The sequence below is a fragment of the Marinobacter panjinensis genome (genome assembly GCF_005298175.1).
Classification (GTDB): Bacteria; Pseudomonadota; Gammaproteobacteria; order Pseudomonadales; family Oleiphilaceae; genus Marinobacter; species Marinobacter panjinensis.
On record NZ_SZYH01000001.1, the window covers coordinates 1,432,465 to 1,449,340 of the forward strand.

General features: G+C 57.5%; 13 protein-coding genes. 7 read left to right on the forward strand and 6 right to left on the reverse strand.

Features of this window, described 5'->3' with window-relative positions:
- Window positions 1–149 precede the first annotated feature (149 nt).
- The gene (gene rsgA, locus FDP08_RS06475) at window positions 150–1,205 is read left to right on the forward strand and encodes a small ribosomal subunit biogenesis GTPase RsgA (protein WP_137435171.1); all 1,056 of its coding nucleotides are present in this window, start codon (window positions 150–152) and stop codon (window positions 1,203–1,205) included.
- A 6-nt stretch (window positions 1,206–1,211) separates the two neighbouring features.
- Here the strand turns inward: rsgA and motB are convergent, their stop codons facing one another.
- Window positions 1,212–2,171, reverse strand: a complete 960-nt coding sequence (gene motB / locus FDP08_RS06480) for a flagellar motor protein MotB (RefSeq protein WP_137435172.1) — start codon at window positions 2,169–2,171, stop codon at window positions 1,212–1,214.
- A gap of 29 nt (window positions 2,172–2,200) precedes the next feature.
- Window positions 2,201–3,052, reverse strand: coding sequence for a flagellar motor stator protein MotA (motA, locus tag FDP08_RS06485; RefSeq protein WP_137435173.1), 852 nt, complete (start codon window positions 3,050–3,052; stop codon window positions 2,201–2,203).
- Between the two features lie 180 nt (window positions 3,053–3,232).
- Between motA and asd the strand changes: the two genes are divergently transcribed.
- Window positions 3,233–4,111: an archaetidylserine decarboxylase gene (gene asd, locus FDP08_RS06490; RefSeq protein WP_137435174.1), complete on the forward strand. Its 879-nt coding sequence runs from the start codon at window positions 3,233–3,235 to the stop codon at window positions 4,109–4,111.
- Here the strand turns inward: asd and epmA are convergent.
- The gene (gene epmA / locus FDP08_RS06495; RefSeq protein WP_137435175.1) at window positions 4,083–5,057 is read right to left on the reverse strand and encodes an EF-P lysine aminoacylase EpmA; all 975 of its coding nucleotides are present in this window, start codon (window positions 5,055–5,057) and stop codon (window positions 4,083–4,085) included. The two genes, asd and epmA, sit on opposite strands and share 29 nt — an antisense overlap.
- 12 nt (window positions 5,058–5,069) lie before the next feature.
- Window positions 5,070–5,645, reverse strand: a complete 576-nt coding sequence (gene efp, locus FDP08_RS06500; RefSeq protein WP_137435176.1) for an elongation factor P — start codon at window positions 5,643–5,645, stop codon at window positions 5,070–5,072.
- Between the two features lie 45 nt (window positions 5,646–5,690).
- Here efp and epmB point away from each other — a divergent pair, with 45 nt between their 5' ends.
- The 3 genes from epmB (at window position 5,691) to FDP08_RS06515 (ending at window position 11,031) form a co-directional block, all read left to right on the forward strand.
- A complete protein-coding gene (epmB, locus tag FDP08_RS06505) occupies window positions 5,691–6,731 on the forward strand; it encodes an EF-P beta-lysylation protein EpmB (protein ID WP_137435177.1) in 1,041 nt (346 codons plus the stop codon).
- Between the two features lie 226 nt (window positions 6,732–6,957).
- Window positions 6,958–8,778 (forward strand): GTPase, encoded by a 1,821-nt coding sequence (locus tag FDP08_RS06510; protein WP_137435178.1) that lies wholly within the window; start codon window positions 6,958–6,960, stop codon window positions 8,776–8,778.
- Window positions 8,779–8,943: 165 nt separating this feature from the next.
- Window positions 8,944–11,031 carry an EAL domain-containing response regulator gene (locus tag FDP08_RS06515; RefSeq protein ID WP_137435179.1) on the forward strand — a complete coding sequence of 696 codons (2,088 nt, stop codon included), beginning with the start codon at window positions 8,944–8,946 and terminating at the stop codon, window positions 11,029–11,031.
- A gap of 48 nt (window positions 11,032–11,079) precedes the next feature.
- Here FDP08_RS06515 and serB read toward each other — a convergent pair whose 3' ends face one another.
- Together serB and parC are read right to left on the reverse strand one after the other, a co-directional pair.
- The gene (gene serB, locus FDP08_RS06520; RefSeq protein WP_137435180.1) at window positions 11,080–12,300 is read right to left on the reverse strand and encodes a phosphoserine phosphatase SerB; all 1,221 of its coding nucleotides are present in this window, start codon (window positions 12,298–12,300) and stop codon (window positions 11,080–11,082) included.
- The gene (parC, locus tag FDP08_RS06525) at window positions 12,293–14,608 is read right to left on the reverse strand and encodes a DNA topoisomerase IV subunit A (protein WP_137435181.1); all 2,316 of its coding nucleotides are present in this window, start codon (window positions 14,606–14,608) and stop codon (window positions 12,293–12,295) included. Before parC ends, serB begins: the two co-directional genes overlap by 8 nt.
- A 225-nt stretch (window positions 14,609–14,833) precedes the next feature.
- On the opposite strand from parC, the gene FDP08_RS06530 reads away from it, so the two are divergent.
- Together FDP08_RS06530 and FDP08_RS06535 are read left to right on the forward strand one after the other, a co-directional pair.
- Window positions 14,834–15,073 carry a hypothetical protein gene (locus FDP08_RS06530; RefSeq protein WP_137435182.1) on the forward strand — a complete coding sequence of 80 codons (240 nt, stop codon included), beginning with the start codon at window positions 14,834–14,836 and terminating at the stop codon, window positions 15,071–15,073.
- A 113-nt stretch (window positions 15,074–15,186) separates the two neighbouring features.
- Window positions 15,187–16,824: a methyl-accepting chemotaxis protein gene (locus FDP08_RS06535; RefSeq protein ID WP_137435183.1), complete on the forward strand. Its 1,638-nt coding sequence runs from the start codon at window positions 15,187–15,189 to the stop codon at window positions 16,822–16,824.
- Window positions 16,825–16,876 lie beyond the last annotated feature (52 nt).

Consider the following 16,876-nt stretch of genomic DNA (forward strand, 5'->3'; position numbering starts at 1 on the left):
CAGCAGTCTCCAGCGGTTAACTCATGCTTTGGGCAACGGCCGGAAAGCCCTGCCCGGCCGTTGCTGCACATAGTCTGCCTATTGTGGATGAATCACGTATGATGTTACAGCAATCACCATTCTCCATCAGGATAAAACCGACCCACGATATGGCTAAACGTCGACTGAACAAGCAGCAGCAATGGCGCATCAAGAAAATCCAGCAGGAACGGGCGACAAGGGCGGCGAGGAAAGAAGAATCCATCGGTGAGAAACTGGATGCCGGCGACCTGGGTCCCGAGCAGCAGGGATTGGTCATTGCCCATTACGGCCAGCAACTGGACGTAGAGGCGTTGGAGGGCGAGGAAACCGGCAAGGTGCTTCGTTGCTTCGTGCGCGCCAACATTGACAGCCTGGTGACTGGAGACAAGGTGATCTGGCGGCCGGGCAGCGATGGCACTGGCGTAATTGTGGCCCGCTGCGACCGTAATACCCTGCTGCAACGACCGGACAACTTCGGTGCACTCAAACCGGTTGCGGCCAACATCGACTACATTATCCTGGTCATTGCCCCCGAGCCTGAGCCCCACGACAATCTGATTGACCGTTACCTGGTAGCTGCGGAAAGCACGGATATTCCGGTGATTATCCTGCTCAACAAGACCGATCTGATCACCGACCGGAACCGGGAGTCCATCGACAACCTGCTGGCTCGCTATGAGAAGCTTGGCTACCGCACAGAACGCACATCGGCAAAGACCCTTGAAGGCGAGCAGGCGGTTCGTGTGGAGGATCTGGTGAAAGACCAGACCAGCGTATTCGTGGGCCAGTCCGGAGTTGGCAAGTCCTCGATCATCCAGACCCTGCTTCCCGACGAATCGATCCGGGTGGGCGCCATCTCGGAAAGCACCGGCAAGGGTATCCATACCACCACCACGGCACGGCTTTTTCACCTCGATTGCGGCGGCGACCTGATCGACTCACCGGGTATCCGGGAATTCGGCCTGTGGCACATGACGCCGCAGGAAATCGAGTACGGCTTCCGGGAGATCCGCGACCTGATCGGTCACTGCAAGTTCCGCAATTGCAGCCATATGGGCGACCCCGGCTGCGCCATTGCCCAGGCCGCGGAAGACGGTCGGATAAGCGTAGAACGGATGAAGAGCTTCAATCGGATTCTGCAGGATATGGCGGAACAGCAATCCCGGGGGCTGAAAGCAGACTGAACCGGCTTACCAGTTCAGCTCCCCGGGTTCAGGCTCTTCTTTCTCTTCGTTCCAGTTGCCTTCCTCAAGTCGCTCCATGGCCTCCTGCTGCTGCTCTTCTGAGGGCGCAGTGAGGTCAATCAAGGGTTCGCTCGACCTGCCGGCATTGCTCTGGATGCCTTCCGCCGTTTTCTTGTTCATCACGATGATGGAAATACGGCGGTTAACCGGCGCTTGTGGGTCATCCTGATCAAACAGCACGGAATCACTGAGCCCCACCACCCGGCCAATCTGCTGCTGTCTTACGCCACCGGCCACCAGTGCTCTGCGAGCCGTGTTGGCGCGATCCGCTGACAGCTCCCAGTTGGTGTAGCCGGGGCGGCCACTGAATGGGGTGGAATCGGTGTGGCCGGTAATGCTCAACTTGTTGTTGACGGTGCTCAGGGTCTTGGCCAGTTCGAACAGGATGTCCTGGGAATAATACTTGAGCTCGGCGCGCCCGCTATCGAACATCGGGCGCTGTGAGCGGTCAACGATCTGGATTCGCAGCCCTTCGCTGGTGATATCGATCAACAGTTGGTCCTTGAACTCCTGCAGGGTTTCATTCTGCTCAATCCTCTCCTTGAGGTCCTGGAACAGCTCTTCCATCTGTTGCTGCTCCAGTGTCTGAGCCAGTTCCTCAACCACCTGATCCTCAATCTGGATATCGCTACGTTCAATATCCTCGCTGCTCTCGTTGATAACGGAGGCACTACCTTCAAGGTCCACGGGGTTCGGCGAACCGCCCTCGGTAAACCCCACCGGATCCCTGAAGTAGCCTTCCACGGCACGAATCTGTTCGGGGGAGGCAGTGGCGGTGAGCCAGAGTACAAGAAAAAAAGCCATCATGGCCGTAGCAAAATCAGCAAAGGCCACCTTCCATGACCCGCCGTGGTGTCCTGCAACGACAACCTTTTTTCGTTTTATGATGATTGGCTGATCTTCCAAGAAACTGCTCCCGACGGCTTTTGCTCAGATTATTTCGAACGCACGTGGTCGTTCAGTTCCTGGAATCCTGGCCGTTTGTCCGACGGCAATGCCTTGCGGCCAAACTCAATGGCCATTTGCGGGGCCTGGCCGGAGACTGTCGCAACGATCGCGGACTTCACACATTCATACGCCTTGAGCTCATATCGGGCCGAGTGCTCCATGGCAATGGAGGTGGGCCCGACGAAGCCATAGCCCATCCAGATACCCAGAAACGTACCCACCAGAGCCGCAGCCACGCTGAGGCCGATTCTTTCGGGCCCCTCGCTGAGGAAATTCATGGTAATAACGATACCCAATACCGCCGCGACAATGCCCAGGCCCGGCAACGCATCCGCTATCTTGTTGACGGCATGGGCAGGCTCGTCCAGCTCATGCTTGCGGCTGTCGATCTCATTTTCCATCATGCCTTCCAGTTCATGGGTAGCCATATTCCCGGAACTGATGATCCGCAGGTAGTCAGTCATGAAGGCAAGCAGGTATTTGGATTTCATAATGGCCGGGTAGCGGGTAAAAATCTGGCTCTCCTGAGGATTGTCGATATCCTCTTCGATGGCCATGACGCCCTGTTTCCGGGATTTGTCGAAAACCTCATACATCAGGCTCAGCAGGTCCATGTAATAGGACTTGTTATAGGGGGAACCGGTTAACTGGATGAGTACACCCTTGCCCACTTCCTTGATGGTGTGCAACGGGTTTGCAATCACGAATGACCCTACCGCTGCGCCCCCGATAATCAATATTTCGGTTGGCTGCCACAACACCATGAGATTACCGCCATGGAGAACGTACCCTCCCAGGACGCTAGCAATTACAACAACTGCACCGATTATGAGTAGCATGGAAAGAGAACATACCTTCTGTGATTGTTATCGGGAAACCGAATCTGGACCCAGGCCGCCATTCCGCATCGCACAGATAATAGCAAGCAGCGATGAGAACCGCGAAGGTGTGAAACAATTTCTATACACACCACGCAGTTTGGTAAGCTTTGTCTCTTTGAGCGCCAAGGATCCCACCTGATGTACGACAAGCTATTTATAACGGGCCAGTACCTAGCACCACAACTGAGCATCTCCCGCCTGGCCGGCCGCCTTGCAGACAACGAAAGCGTTCCGGCGATCAAGAACCGTGTCGTAAACTGGTTTATCGGCCGATATGGCGTAGACATGAGCGAGGCACTTGAACCAGACCCGGCCGCGTATCCCAGCTTCAACGATTTTTTCACCCGCGCGCTCAAACCGGGGCTGCGGCCCGTGGCTACAGGTGACTCTGTAATGGTCAGCCCTGTGGATGGCACCATCAGCCAATTGGGTCACATCAGCGATGGCCGGGTCTTTCAGGCCAAGGGTCAGTCCTTCAGCCTCAATGAATTGCTTGGCGGCGACCAGGAACGGGCAAGTACCTTCACAGATGGCGAGTTTGCCACCATTTACCTGGCTCCCAGGGACTATCACCGCATTCACATGCCGCTGGCCGGCACCCTGCGAGAAATGGTCTATATCCCCGGCAAGCTGTTTTCCGTAAACCCCACTACGGCGGAAAACGTGCCCAACCTGTTTGCGCGGAATGAGCGGGTCGCCTGTATTTTTGACACGGCAGCTGGCCCGATGGCCTTCGTGCTGGTCGGCGCCATGATTGTCGGCAGCGTCGAAACCACCTGGGCCGGCATCGTGGCCCCGGGCAAACGTCAGGTGGACGTAACTCGCTACGACAGCCTCAAGACTCCGATACAGTTTGAAAAAGGCGAGGAAATGGGGCGATTCCGCCTCGGCTCAACCGTTGTCATGGTCATGCCCAAGGGTACGGTCACCTGGAACAGTGATCAGGTAGCAGGCGGAAGGGTGCGCATGGGAGCAGCCTTTGGAGAAATCACGCCCGGTCAGCAGGAAACCCGATAACCCCGGCGATATCATCCAACCCCAGCTTCAACATCAGCAAACGGTCGAGGCCCAGCGCCACCCCTGAACAGTCGGGAACGCCGGCATTCAGAGCCGCCAGAAATGCCTGGTCAACGGGCATTTCCGGCTTGCCAGCCGAACGTCGTGCCTGGTTGTCCGCTGCAAACCGCTGCTGCTGCTCATCCCCGTCGGTGAGCTCCCAGTAGCCGTTGCACAACTCTACCCCGCGTACATAGAGCTCGAAACGGTGCGCCTGGCGCAAACCGCCCTGCTCTGACACACGCGCCAACGCCGCCTGGGATTCCGGGTAGCCAGTGACAAACACTGGCCCGGCTTCAGCCAAAGCCGGCTCAACCAGGCAACTCATCAGCAAATCCAGGTAGTCGTCCCGGGTAAAGGCGCGTAACTGTGCCGGCTCCATCCACTGCTCGCAGCGGGCCGACAACTCACTGTCACTGGCCAGAAAAGGGTCGATGCCTGCAAAGCAAAGAAAAACCTCACGGTACCGCATCGTGCGTGGTGCCGCACAACCCAGCCAGCCGCACACCAGATCGGACACTTCCGCCATCAGATCAGAATCCGTGAACCCGGGCCGGTACCATTCAAGCAGAGAAAATTCAGGGTTGTGCCGGCGCCCGGATTCGCCGTTCCGGAAAACCCGTGCCACCTGATAGATGGGCCCGGAACCGGCGGCCAGCAGGCGCTTCATGTGATATTCGGGAGAGGTCTGGAGCCAGGCTTTTGCAAAGCCCCCCGCTACGGGAGTGGGACTGGCGGGGATGCAGTCGATGTTGATGTCGGTTACACCGTATCGACCCAGCACCGGCGTCTCCACTTCCATCACGCCCCGTTGTGCAAAAAAGCCGCGCACCCAGGCCAACTGGCGTGCACGGCTTTCAAGAGCAGCCAGAGACGCGGAAGGCTGCCAGGGAGGCGTTGCTTTCACTTCGGAAACCAATCAGCCGCCTTTCACACGGTTGACGTATTCGCCGGAGCGGGTGTCTACCTTGAGTACCTCACCGATGGTTATGAACAGTGGCACGTTCACGACGGCACCGGTAGAGAGGGTTGCCGGCTTGGTGCCACCCTGGGCGGTATCGCCTTTCATGCCCGGGTCGGTATCCACCACTTCCAGTTCAACAAAATTCGGCGGCGTCACCGTCAGCGGTGCGCCGTTATACAGCGTGACGGTATAAACGTCCTGCTCTTTCAGCCACTTGAGGGCATCACCAACAGCCTTGGCATCCGCCGGGTATTGCTCGAACGAGCCGTCTGTCTTCATGAAGTGCCAGAACTCACCGTCTGTGTAAAGGTACTCCATTTCCAGATCGATGACGTCAGCGGCTTCCAGGCTTTCACCGGACTTGAAGGTGCGCTCCCACTGGCGATTGGTCATCAGGTTGCGCAGCTTGACGCGGTTGAATGCCTGACCCTTGCCGGGTTTTACGAATTCGTTATCGAGAATGATACAGGGATCTCCGTCCAGCAAAACCTTAAGACCGCCGCGGAATTCGTTGGTAGAATATGAAGCCATGAAATTATCACCTGAAAAGATGCGTATAAAAATTCGAAGGTCGCTATGATACAGCGAACCGCCACCCGTATAGAAGCCCGCCCAGTCGATCGTGATACGCGCAGCTGGCAACAGCTACTGTCAGCGTCTGTCACCACGCCAGAGGACCTGCTCAGGCGACTCCAACTTGACCCGGCCATCTGGCTGTCCGGTGCTACAGAAGGCCACCGGCTGTTTCCGCTGCGGGTACCGGAGCCCTATCTGCAACGCATCGTTCCGGGTGATCCGGCGGACCCGTTGTTACGGCAGGTTCTGCCGCTCTCTGCCGAAACCGTTGCGCAATCCGGATTTGTCCGTGATCCGTTACAGGAGAGCGAGTCGATGCAGGCGACCGGGCTGATCCGGAAATATCAGAGTCGCGCCCTGCTGATGGTTACCGGTCAATGTGCCATTAACTGTCGCTATTGCTTCCGCCGTCATTTCCCCTATGACGAACATCGGCTATCGCCGGAGGACCGGGTAGAAGCACTGACGACCCTGGCCAATGACAACCGCATCAATGAGGTAATATTCAGCGGGGGTGACCCGCTTGTCGCCAATGATCGATTGCTGTCATCCTGGGCCGAATCCCTGGCGGACATTTCCCATATCCGCCGCCTCAGGATTCACACACGGCTGCCGGTCGTGATTCCTCAGCGTGTTTGCGACTCGTTGCTGGCGTGGCTTTCCGCCAGCCGGCTGCAGATGGTCATGGTGATTCACGCCAATCATCCGGCGGAACTGGATAATGACACCCGGCTCGCCCTGGAGCGGCTGAAGGCCGCCGGCGTCACCCTGCTGAACCAGAGCGTCGTCCTTAAAGGTGTTAACGATTCGGCAGTCATATTGGCTGAACTGAGCGAGCGGTTGTTTGAATGTGGTGTGCTGCCCTATTACCTCCACGCTTTTGACCCGGTTGAAGGCGCACATCATTTCAGCGTCAGTGACGATAAGGCGCGGGAGCTGGTCCGGCAACTGATCGCTACACTCCCCGGATTCCTGGTCCCAAAGCTTGTCAGGGAACTGCCTGACCGCCCTGGGAAGACCCCGCTTGACCTTTTTGCGTGACACATTTGGCAAAGTTGGCCCAAATTTACTTGTTAAACATTGTCAACTCGTGCTTTTCTCGCTTTTTGTTATGCGTTTGCTATTTTAGAGTGCAATGAGTGATAACAATAAAAAACTGTATTTTCGGCGTTTTCCCATAAATACCCGCAGGCGCCAGAAGGCATAGCCTGTGGCTCGTGGCGCAAACCGGAGTACCAACCGTGGTCCAGACAATTGGCGTGAACTCATGGAAGGCATGATCCTGAAACCCGATCTCCGTGTTCCTGAACAGAAAACGGCGAGTCTCTCTTTTTGCCAGACATCACCAAAGGCCTTCAGGGACTGGGTCAACCAGCTGCCCATGGCCAATATTGGGGAGGCTTCGCGGCAGCTCTACCACGCCATTATCGAGCTCAACCACCTGTTTATCGCGCCGCAACAGCGTCTTCAACTACTGGAACTGATTCGCCCGAAAATACACTTTGTCTGCTCCGAACTGTCGAGGCACTATCTGGGTATGGCCATTGCGCTGCCTGAAAAGCAGCGCAAGATTGCCAACCTGTCCCAGGCACTCCAGCTTCACGCAGCCAGCGGCTACAAGCTCTGTGTCCTGGAGTTTCTGGATAATGGCGGGCTGGACAAGCACAGGAAAGCGGTGGCCACAGCGATTCACCGGGCCGTTTCTGAGCTGGCAGCCACTATTGTGCGATCCCACCAACTGTATTGCCCCAGCCCGGCACAGAGCTGGCTGGAATGTCATCGCCTGTTCCGGTTTGCCCATCGCAACAAGCTCAACGGGCTGTCTGTCGACGATGAAACCCTGAGCCACCGTCGCACCAGCTCGGTAGAGGACAGTTACAAGCGTATTCTGCTACTTGGCTGCGCCCGGCCCAACCAGTTGCGGCAAGCGGAACTGGCGCAGGTCTACGACCTGTTCGAAAACTGGACTCATCTCGTTTCCTGTGGCCCAGAGACAGACAACGACAGCCTGTTTGTGGTGAATATGGAGCGGGACACTGCGCCCATTTACCGCAGCCTGCTGGAGCAGAAGCCCGGAAATGACAGTTACAACTTCGATACCCGTGAACTGTCAGAACACATCATCGAGTCACTGCACTCCCGTCACCACAGGAATGGCCACGCTGCCAGCAATCTGGAGCTTCCATCCCGGGTCAGTGACACGCTGCTGACCCATCTCAGCCAGGCGCTGGGCATTCTCGCGAAGCGGAATTTCAACCGCATTTCCAGCCAGGGAACCCTGGAAATATGCGTGGGGCTGACAGCCACCCACTTTTACGTGGCGGGCGCCAAGACATTCAATGAGTTTGTCAGTGGCAATGACAGTGGCCACCATGAGCATGGCCATGATCAGGACAATCAGTTCATGAGATCATCACGTCGGCGGGAAGACGCCTGGGCCGGAGCCCATGATGCCGGCCCCAACGACGACCCGATCCAGTCAGCGGATACCCCCATCAACTTCCGCAACAGCATTGGCGCCACACCCGACAGCGAGCATGACCGCAGGCGCCCACAGTCTCACCATGCCCTGCTGATCAACACCAGCCCCGGCGGCTACTGCGTCGGCTGGGAGACCAACGTGCCGGCGTCGCTGCAGGCCGGAGAAATACTCGGGGTTCGTGAGCAGTCCAACCATCCCTGGAGTATCGCCGTGGTGCGCTGGATACGCCAGGTTCGCAACCAGGGCACCCAGGTGGGTATCGAACTGCTGGCTCCCAGTGCGGCGCCCTGCGGTGTACGTCTGATCCAGAAAGTGGGCAACAGCAGCGAATACCTAAGGGGCCTGTTATTGCCAGAGATCAGCGTGGTTAACCAGGCGGCGACCCTGATCACACCACGGCTTCCGTTTCAGTCCGGGAGCCGGATATCGCTGCTCCACGACGGCCGCGAGGATCAGGGCACACTTTCCCGCAAGATCTCCGCAACCGGAAGCATCAGCCAGTTCGAGCTCAAGCTTCAGAATAGCGGAGCTGAAACCACGCACGCCATGCCGGCTGCGACAGCTGCCAGCGAGGATGAGTTTGATTCGCTGTGGCCGTCACTCTAAGTCTGCATTTCAGACAATCGGAGGCGCTACGGCTGGCGCCAAGGGTTGTTATTAAACGGTAACCCCTGCATCATTCAGCGTTAGTGAAAGGCCGGCTCTGTACTAGCAACTCTGTACCTGAAATAGAGCCGGCACAGTTAACGCGTATCACGAGACATCTGACGAATGCAGAAAAAGAACGCAACCGTACACCTGCTGATCCTTGACCCCTCACAAAACGATGCCGAGACTCTTGTGAGCCTGCTCCGGAACTCCGGCAAGGCCACGCGGGCCCATCGCATCACCTCTGAGGAAGATCTGGAGGAAACCCTGAAAGCAGGCAACTGGGACCTGTTACTGGCGCGGGACGACGCGGACCAGGAATTCGGTCCTGACGGCGCCCTGGCCATGATTCGTCGCTTGGACAAGGATATCCCGTCGGTACTGCTGACCAGTGAATTCAACCGTGAGCGCACGGTCGCCGTCATGAAAGCCGGTGCCCACGATGCCGTGCCCTTCGAGAATACCGATCAACTGGTGCTGGTGGTTAACCGCGAACTGAGTGCACTCGAGGACCGTCGTCGGCGCAGAACCCTGGAATCACACCTGCGTGAAGCCGAGCAGCGTTGCCAGTTGTTGCTGGAAAGCTCCAAGGACGCCATTGCCTATATCAATGATGGCATGCACATCTATGCCAACCAGTCCTACATGGAGTTCCTTGGCTACGACGATATTGACGACCTGATCTGTATACCGGTGCTGGATACCCTGACCCCGGAAAGCCAGGAAAAATACAAGGAGTTCATGAAGTCCTTTGCCGAAAGTGGTGAAGACGGCATGACCATGAACTGCGTGGCCCGCCGTAGTGATGACCAGGAACTCAACGTCACCATGTCGGTGTCAGCGGCCACTTACGACGGTGAAATCTGTACCCAGATTGTGATCCAGCCCGAACACAGCGACGCTGAGCTGGAGGAGAAGATTCGCCAGATCAGCAGTCAGGATCTGCTGACCGGTCTGTTCAACAGGCAATACCTGATGGACGCGCTTGGCCAGGCCATTGCGAAAGCCGGCAAAGACAATCAGACCGGCGCCCTGGCCTACATCGCCCTTGATAATTTCATGAGCCTGAAGGGCCAGGTGGGCATTGCCGGCGCGGATCTCATGCTGGGAGATCTGGCCACCCTGCTCAAGGAGCAGACGCCCGAGAACATGATTCTCGCCCGCCTCAGCGATGACGCTTTCTGCCTGCTTTGTCAGCCCTGCGAAGAAAAAACCCTGGCAGATCTGTGTGAGGCCCTCTGCAAGAAAGTAGAGGACCACCTGTTTGATATCAATGGCCGCACGGTACAGCTGACACTGAGCATCGGTGTTGCCGCTATTACCGAGAATGCACCCAAGGCCCCTGACCTGATGGGCCGGGCTCATACCGCTTCCTCGGAGCTGAAGAAGAAAGAGGGCCACGAGCAGGGCAACGGTGTTCTGGTTTACAACCCTGCCGACTATGAATCGATGGATGAAAGCAACTCCGTCGACGCCATACAGAAAGCCCTGGACGACAACCGCTTCCGGCTTCTGTTCCAGCCCATCATCAACCTGAGAGGCGAAGGCGAAGAGCACTACGAAGCGTTTGTCAGAATGCTGAACAAGGACAATGAAGAGGTTTCGCCCTACGACTTCCTGCCGCCCGTCGGCCCCTCGGAAATGGCCATCAAGATAGACCGCTGGGTGATCCTGCAAACGATCAAACAGTTGTCCAGCCACCGCTCACGTGGCCATGACACGCGGCTGTTCCTGAACGTGACGGCAGAAACCCTGGAGGACAAAACGTTCACGCCATGGCTGAGCGTGGCATTGAAGGCAGCCCGCCTGCCGGGTGACTCACTGATTTTCCAGATTCGTGAAGGTGACGCAAACAACTTCATGAAACAGGCCAAGGAATTTGCCAAAGCTGTTCATGAGTTGCACGCCAAGGTCTCGATCTGTCAGTTCGGGTGCGCACTGAATCCCTTCAATACCCTGAAGCATATCGACGTGGATTATGTGAAGATTGACGGTTCGTTTACCGAAGAACTTCAGAAGAAGGATGAAGCCAAGGAAGAGGTCAAGGAGATGATCAAGAGCCTGCAAAGCGCCGGCAAGCTGACCATCGTGCCGCTGGTGGAAAACGCCGGCGTTCTGGCAACCCTGTGGCAGGCCGGTGTGAATTATATCCAGGGCTACTACCTGCAGGCGCCGGTTCCGGAAATGAACTACGACTTCGGCGATCACTAGCCCTCAGCATCGGGACGGGCCGGCCCTTTGGCCAGCCCGTCCCGATGATTACTTCCCTATCTGAAGGCTGTCGTTTTCCCTGTACCCGATCAGATAGAGAATGGCGTCCAGCCCCAGGGTCGAGATGGAGTGGCGGGCGGACTCCTTGACCAGTGGCTTTGCCCGAAACGCAACGCCCAGGCCAGCCTGGCTCAGCATGGGCAGGTCGTTGGCACCATCACCGACGGCAATCACCTGTTCCCGTGAGATATGCTCGCGTTCCGCAATTTCCAGAAGCAGTTCCGCTTTGCGCCTGCCATCGACAATCTGCCCGGCCACGCGGCCAGTGACCTTGCCATTCTCGATTTCCAGCTCATTGGCATAAACGTAATCAATGCCCAACTTCTGCTGCAGATGATGGGCAAAGTAGGTGAAGCCGCCGGACAGAATCGCCGTGCGATAACCCAGCGACTTCAGGCTCAGGATCAGATGCTCTGCGCCCTCGGTCAGACGCAGGCGCGCGGCAATCCCTTCCAGCACCGACTCGTCCAGACCCTTGAGCAGGGCCAGGCGTTCTGCAAAGCTCTGACTGAAGTCCAGTTCCCCCTGCATGGCGCGCTCGGTAATCTCTGCCACCTGGGGGCCCACACCTGCTTCAAGCGCCAGCTCGTCGATCACCTCGGCGTCAATCAGCGTGGAGTCCATATCGAACACCACCAGCCGCCGGTTGCGGCGGAAAATGGAATCTTCCTGGAAGGCAATGTCCACGTTCATTTCACCGGCAATGTGCAGAAAATCAGCGCGCAGCTGTTCCAGGTCAGAAGGTGTCCCCCTGACGGAGAACTCCACACAGGCAATGCGGTTGTCTGAGGGATTCAGTGACGGCCGGGCCGAAAGCCGGCTGATGTTGTCGATATTCAGGCCATGGCGGGCGGTAATGGCCGACACCCGCGCAATCTGCTCGGCCTTGATATCCCGCGACAGCAAGGTGACTATGTAACAGGCACGGTTGCGGCCCTCCGCCCACTGCTGATACTCATCGATAGTGATGGGCGCAAAGCGCACCTGCAGGTCCAGTGAATGCAGCCGGAACAACAGGTCACGGATCACCGGTGAGGACTTGGACTCGTCGGGGATTTCGATCAGGATTCCCCAGGTAAGGTGGTCGTGAATCACCGCCTGGCCAATATCCAGAATCCGTACATGGTACTGCCCCATGATGCCGGTAATCTCGGACGTCAGACCAGGTTTGTCGCGCCCCGACACGTTAATCAGAACCAGCTCACTCACTGTCAGGCTGCTCCTCTGCACTTGCTGCGTCAGCGGCTTCGGCAGCATTGCTGGCCGACTGGATGACATCAATGGCATCCACCCGCTGGAGTCCACGGGGCAGCTTGTGGCCACGACGGCCGCGCTCGCCCAGGTAATGCTCCAGATCGCTGAACTGCAGGCCCATCTTGCGCTTGCCGGCGCGAATTTCCAGTTGGTCATCTTCGGCAAACACCGCAACGGCCACCACGTACTCTTCCCGGTTCTGCACCCGCGCAGAGGGAATGCTGATGATCTTGTTGCCCTTACCCTTCGACAACTCCGGCAACTCACTCAGAGGGAACACCAGCATCCGGCCCTCGTTGGAAATCGCGCCCAGGTACAGTGGTTTCTCAGAGTCCGGCACGGTCACCGGCGGCATGATTTCCGCCCCTTTCGGCACCGACACCACCGCTTTGCCGTTGCGATTCTTGCTGATCATGTCGTTCAGGGAGGTCACAAACCCGTAGCCACCGTCTGTAACGAGCAACACCTTGCGGGCCGGATCGCCCATCAGCAGGCCGGAGAAAGTCGCGCCCGAAGGTGGGTTAATGCGACCACTCAGTGGCTCGCCCTGCCCCCTGGCAGACGGGAGCGAGTGGGCAACCAGGGAATAGGCGCGCCCGGTGGAATCCAGGAACACCGCCTGCTGGTTATTGCGCCCTTTCGCGGCCATGGCAAACTTGTCGCCGGCCTTGTAGCTAAGGCCCTCCGGCTCAATATCGTGGCCCTTGGCCGCCCTGACCCAACCTTTCTCGGACAGCACAACCGTCACCGGATCATTGGATACCAGTTCGGTTTCGCTGAAGGCCCTTGCCTCGCTGCGCTCAACAATCGGCGAGCGGCGGTCGTCGCCATAGGTTTCTGCATCCGCCAGCAGCTCATCCTTGATCAGCTCTCGCAGGCGGTCCTCTGACCCCAGAATGGCCTGGAGCTCATCCCGCTCGGCGGCCAGCTCGTCCTGCTCACCACGGATTTTCATTTCCTCGAGCTTGGCCAGGTGGCGCAATTTAAGCTCGAGAATGGCTTCGGCCTGCTCTTCCGACAGCCCGAAGCGGGAGATCAGTTCAGCCTTGGGCTTATCTTCGTAACGGATAATCGCGATGACTTCATCGATATTCAGGTAGGCAACCAGCAGGCCTTCAAGGATATGCAGGCGTGCCAGTACCTTGTCGAGGCGATGCTGGAGGCGCCGGGTAACCGTGGTGCGACGAAAGCTCAGCCATTCCGTCAGCATGACCCTCAGGCCCTTCACGGCCGGTCGGCCGTCGTTGCCGATCACGTTGATGTTGACCCGGTAGGTTTTCTCCAGATCGGTACTGGCAAACAGGTGGGCCATCAGCCCTTCCTGGTCCACCCGGTTGGAGCGGGGCACAATCACCAGCCGGGTCGGGTTTTCATGGTCCGATTCATCCCGCAGGTCCGCCACCATGGGCAGCTTCTTGGTCTGCATCTGCTGGGCGATCTGCTCCAGTACCCGGTTTCCGGAGACCTGGTGTGGCAGGTCCGTCACCACGATTTCGCCGCTTTCGTTGATCCAGCGGGCACGCATCCGCAGCGAACCCTTGCCGGTTTCATACATCTGCCGGATGTCCTTGCGGGGGGTGATGATCTCCGCATACGTCGGGAAATCCGGGCCTTTGACGTGCTCACACAGGTCGTCTGTGGTGGCATCCGGCTGGTCGAGCAGACGCACACAGGCGGCCGTAATTTCCCGCACATTGTGGGGGGGTATATCCGTTGCCATACCCACCGCAATACCGGTGGTACCGTTCAGCAGAACGTGGGGCAATCGGGCGGGCAACACCGACGGTTCATCCATGGTGCCATCAAAGTTCGGCACCCAGTCCACCGTGCCCTGCCCCAGCTCACTGAGCAGGACATCGGCAAATTTGGCCAGACGGGATTCCGTATAACGCATGGCGGCGAAGGATTTGGGGTCGTCAGGTGCCCCCCAGTTGCCCTGGCCGTCGACCAGCGGATAGCGGTATGAGAACGGCTGGGCCATCAGTACCATGGCCTCGTAACAGGCGCTGTCACCGTGAGGGTGAAACTTACCCAGAACATCACCGACCGTACGGGCGGACTTCTTGTACTTCGACGTGGACTTGAGGCCGAGCTCGGACATGGCATAGATGATCCGGCGCTGAACCGGCTTCAGGCCGTCACCCACGTTGGGTAATGCCCTGTCGAGAATGACGTACATGGAGTAATCAAGGTAGGCCTTCTCGGTGTAGTCCCTCAATGAAACCCGCTCAAAGCCTTCATCCGTGGTCTGAAACTCTGGCATGGATGCCCCTTTGTTGCGTGACTTGCGTGAGTTGCGTGATATCAATTCCGCTGGTTACCCGGCCGGCAGCCGGAGGGCACATTATATGGAGGCGGGGGCGGATACACCAACACCCTGTCGGATTTCCAATAGCGGAATTCCCGCATGGAGACAGTTTAACGCTCACCGTATGCTCGCAATCAGTAAAACGATGACCCGTTTCACGACATCCGAGAGTGGAGAACTATGAGACCCAACCTGAAAGCCTGCGGGCAGGCCATGATGACGGCCGTGGTCAACGCTGTTCTTGCTCTGGCCCTGATGCTGTTGGTGGAGTTCGCCATAAGCGGTACGTTTCAGCTGGCAGGACCCTATATCTGGGCGGGACTTCTGATCGGCCTGGTTATCTTTTTCGGCCAGTTCTGGCGCCAGCGCCACCTTTGCCGCAATGGGCAACCTGGACACGGCCCCACTGACACCTATTAACACGTTACTTACCAGGCCCTATCAAGCGTTACACTTATCAACAATGAGGCCCCCCGTTCCGGTGCTATCCTGACTGAATTCGCAATGCTGCAACCAGAATTCAGGATGGAAAAATGAACATAAGAAATTCCCTGGGCCTGAGGGCCAAAGTCGCCTTACCCTTTGCAGTTTCCGCTATCGCCCTTATTGTCATAGGCCTTTTCAGCGTCCTGACGGCGCGGAATCTCGTCTCTGATACTGATACGCTTTCTGATCGCTACCTCCCCGCTGTAAGCGAAGCCCTCAACGGTGATCGCGACCTTTATCAGGCTCTGGTCGCGCAGATGTCCTTCATCAGCGCGACCGAGAATGACGAACTCCCCGATCAGCACAAGGCGGAATTCGAAGAAAATGCCGGACAAGCACTGGACAGAATGAACGCTGCCGTCGAGCGCCTGAGCGGCACCGGCGTTTCCGAAATAACCAATGGCTTTCGTAATACCTACGACCGCTGGCTCAACTCAGCCCGCCAATCCATGGAGATCGCGCAGGCAGGCGATCCCTACGCGGGCCACCAATTGTTGATTGGCCAGAGCAATCAGGCCTTCAGCCAACTGAGGGAGTATTTTGACAGTGTCGGGATCCATGCCGATGAGCAGGCGCAGATCACCGCCCGCGAAGCATCGGACGAAGGGTTGGCCAGTTCCGTCTTTATACTGGCTATAACGGCCGGCGCCCTCATCATTGGTATTCTTCTGTTCGTTATAGTCCTTCGTATGGTCATCCAGTCTATCAGCGTGCTAAGGAAACAACTGGATAACATCGCCCAGGGGGAGGGAGACCTCACCCAGCGTATTCCTGTTGAAATGGACGATGATCTGGGAAAGCTTGCTGCAAGCTTCAATCACGTGCTTGAAAATCTCCAGGGTATGATTGGCTCCATTCAGAACCTGAGCAGACAACTGGGCGAAGGTGCCTCTGAATTGTCCTCGACCGCCCATGACAACAGCAGCGGAGTAACCCGGCAAACCGACGCCATTTCCATGGTCGCAACCGCCATCAATGAGATGCAAAGCGCCATTGAGGAAGTGGCCGGCAATGCCTCTCGCGCCGCCGACATTACAAAGCAGGCCCAAGAGAAGGGGCGTAATGGTGCGACCATCATCCGCAACTCATCTGTCCAGGTGCAACGCCTGGCTGCACAGATATCCAAAGCTGTCGAGGTTATACGCAAGCTGTCTCAGGACTCGGAGAACATTACCTCGGTATTGGACGTTATTCGGGAAATCGCCGACCAGACCAACCTGCTGGCACTCAACGCTGCGATAGAGGCTGCCCGCGCCGGGGACCAGGGCCGGGGCTTTGCAGTGGTAGCCGACGAAGTACGTACACTGGCCAAACGAACCCAGCAGTCGACTGAAGACATACAGACCATGATTACCGCCCTCCAGACCGGCGTTGCCGATATCGTGGCGGTGATGGAAACCGGAAGTAAAGAAGCAGCGGAAACCGAGAAACTTGCAACGGAAGCCGAAGCCGAGCTGCAGGGCATTCTTGAGTCGGTGGCGGATATCAGCGACATGAATACCAGCGTGGCGTCGGCGACAGAAGAGCAGACTCAGGTGGTCGACGAGATCAACCGCAGTGTTACCGAAATCAATGATCTGGCTTTCGAAGGGATGAAGCGATCAGGGAGCATCGACCGCATAAGCAAGTCGCTGGACGGCTACGCCAGAGAACTGGAACAACAGACAGGACGGTTCAAGGTATAAGCAGCGGGAGCTCGCCCCATCTGCGGTTTCTCCGCGAGACGGGGCGAACCAG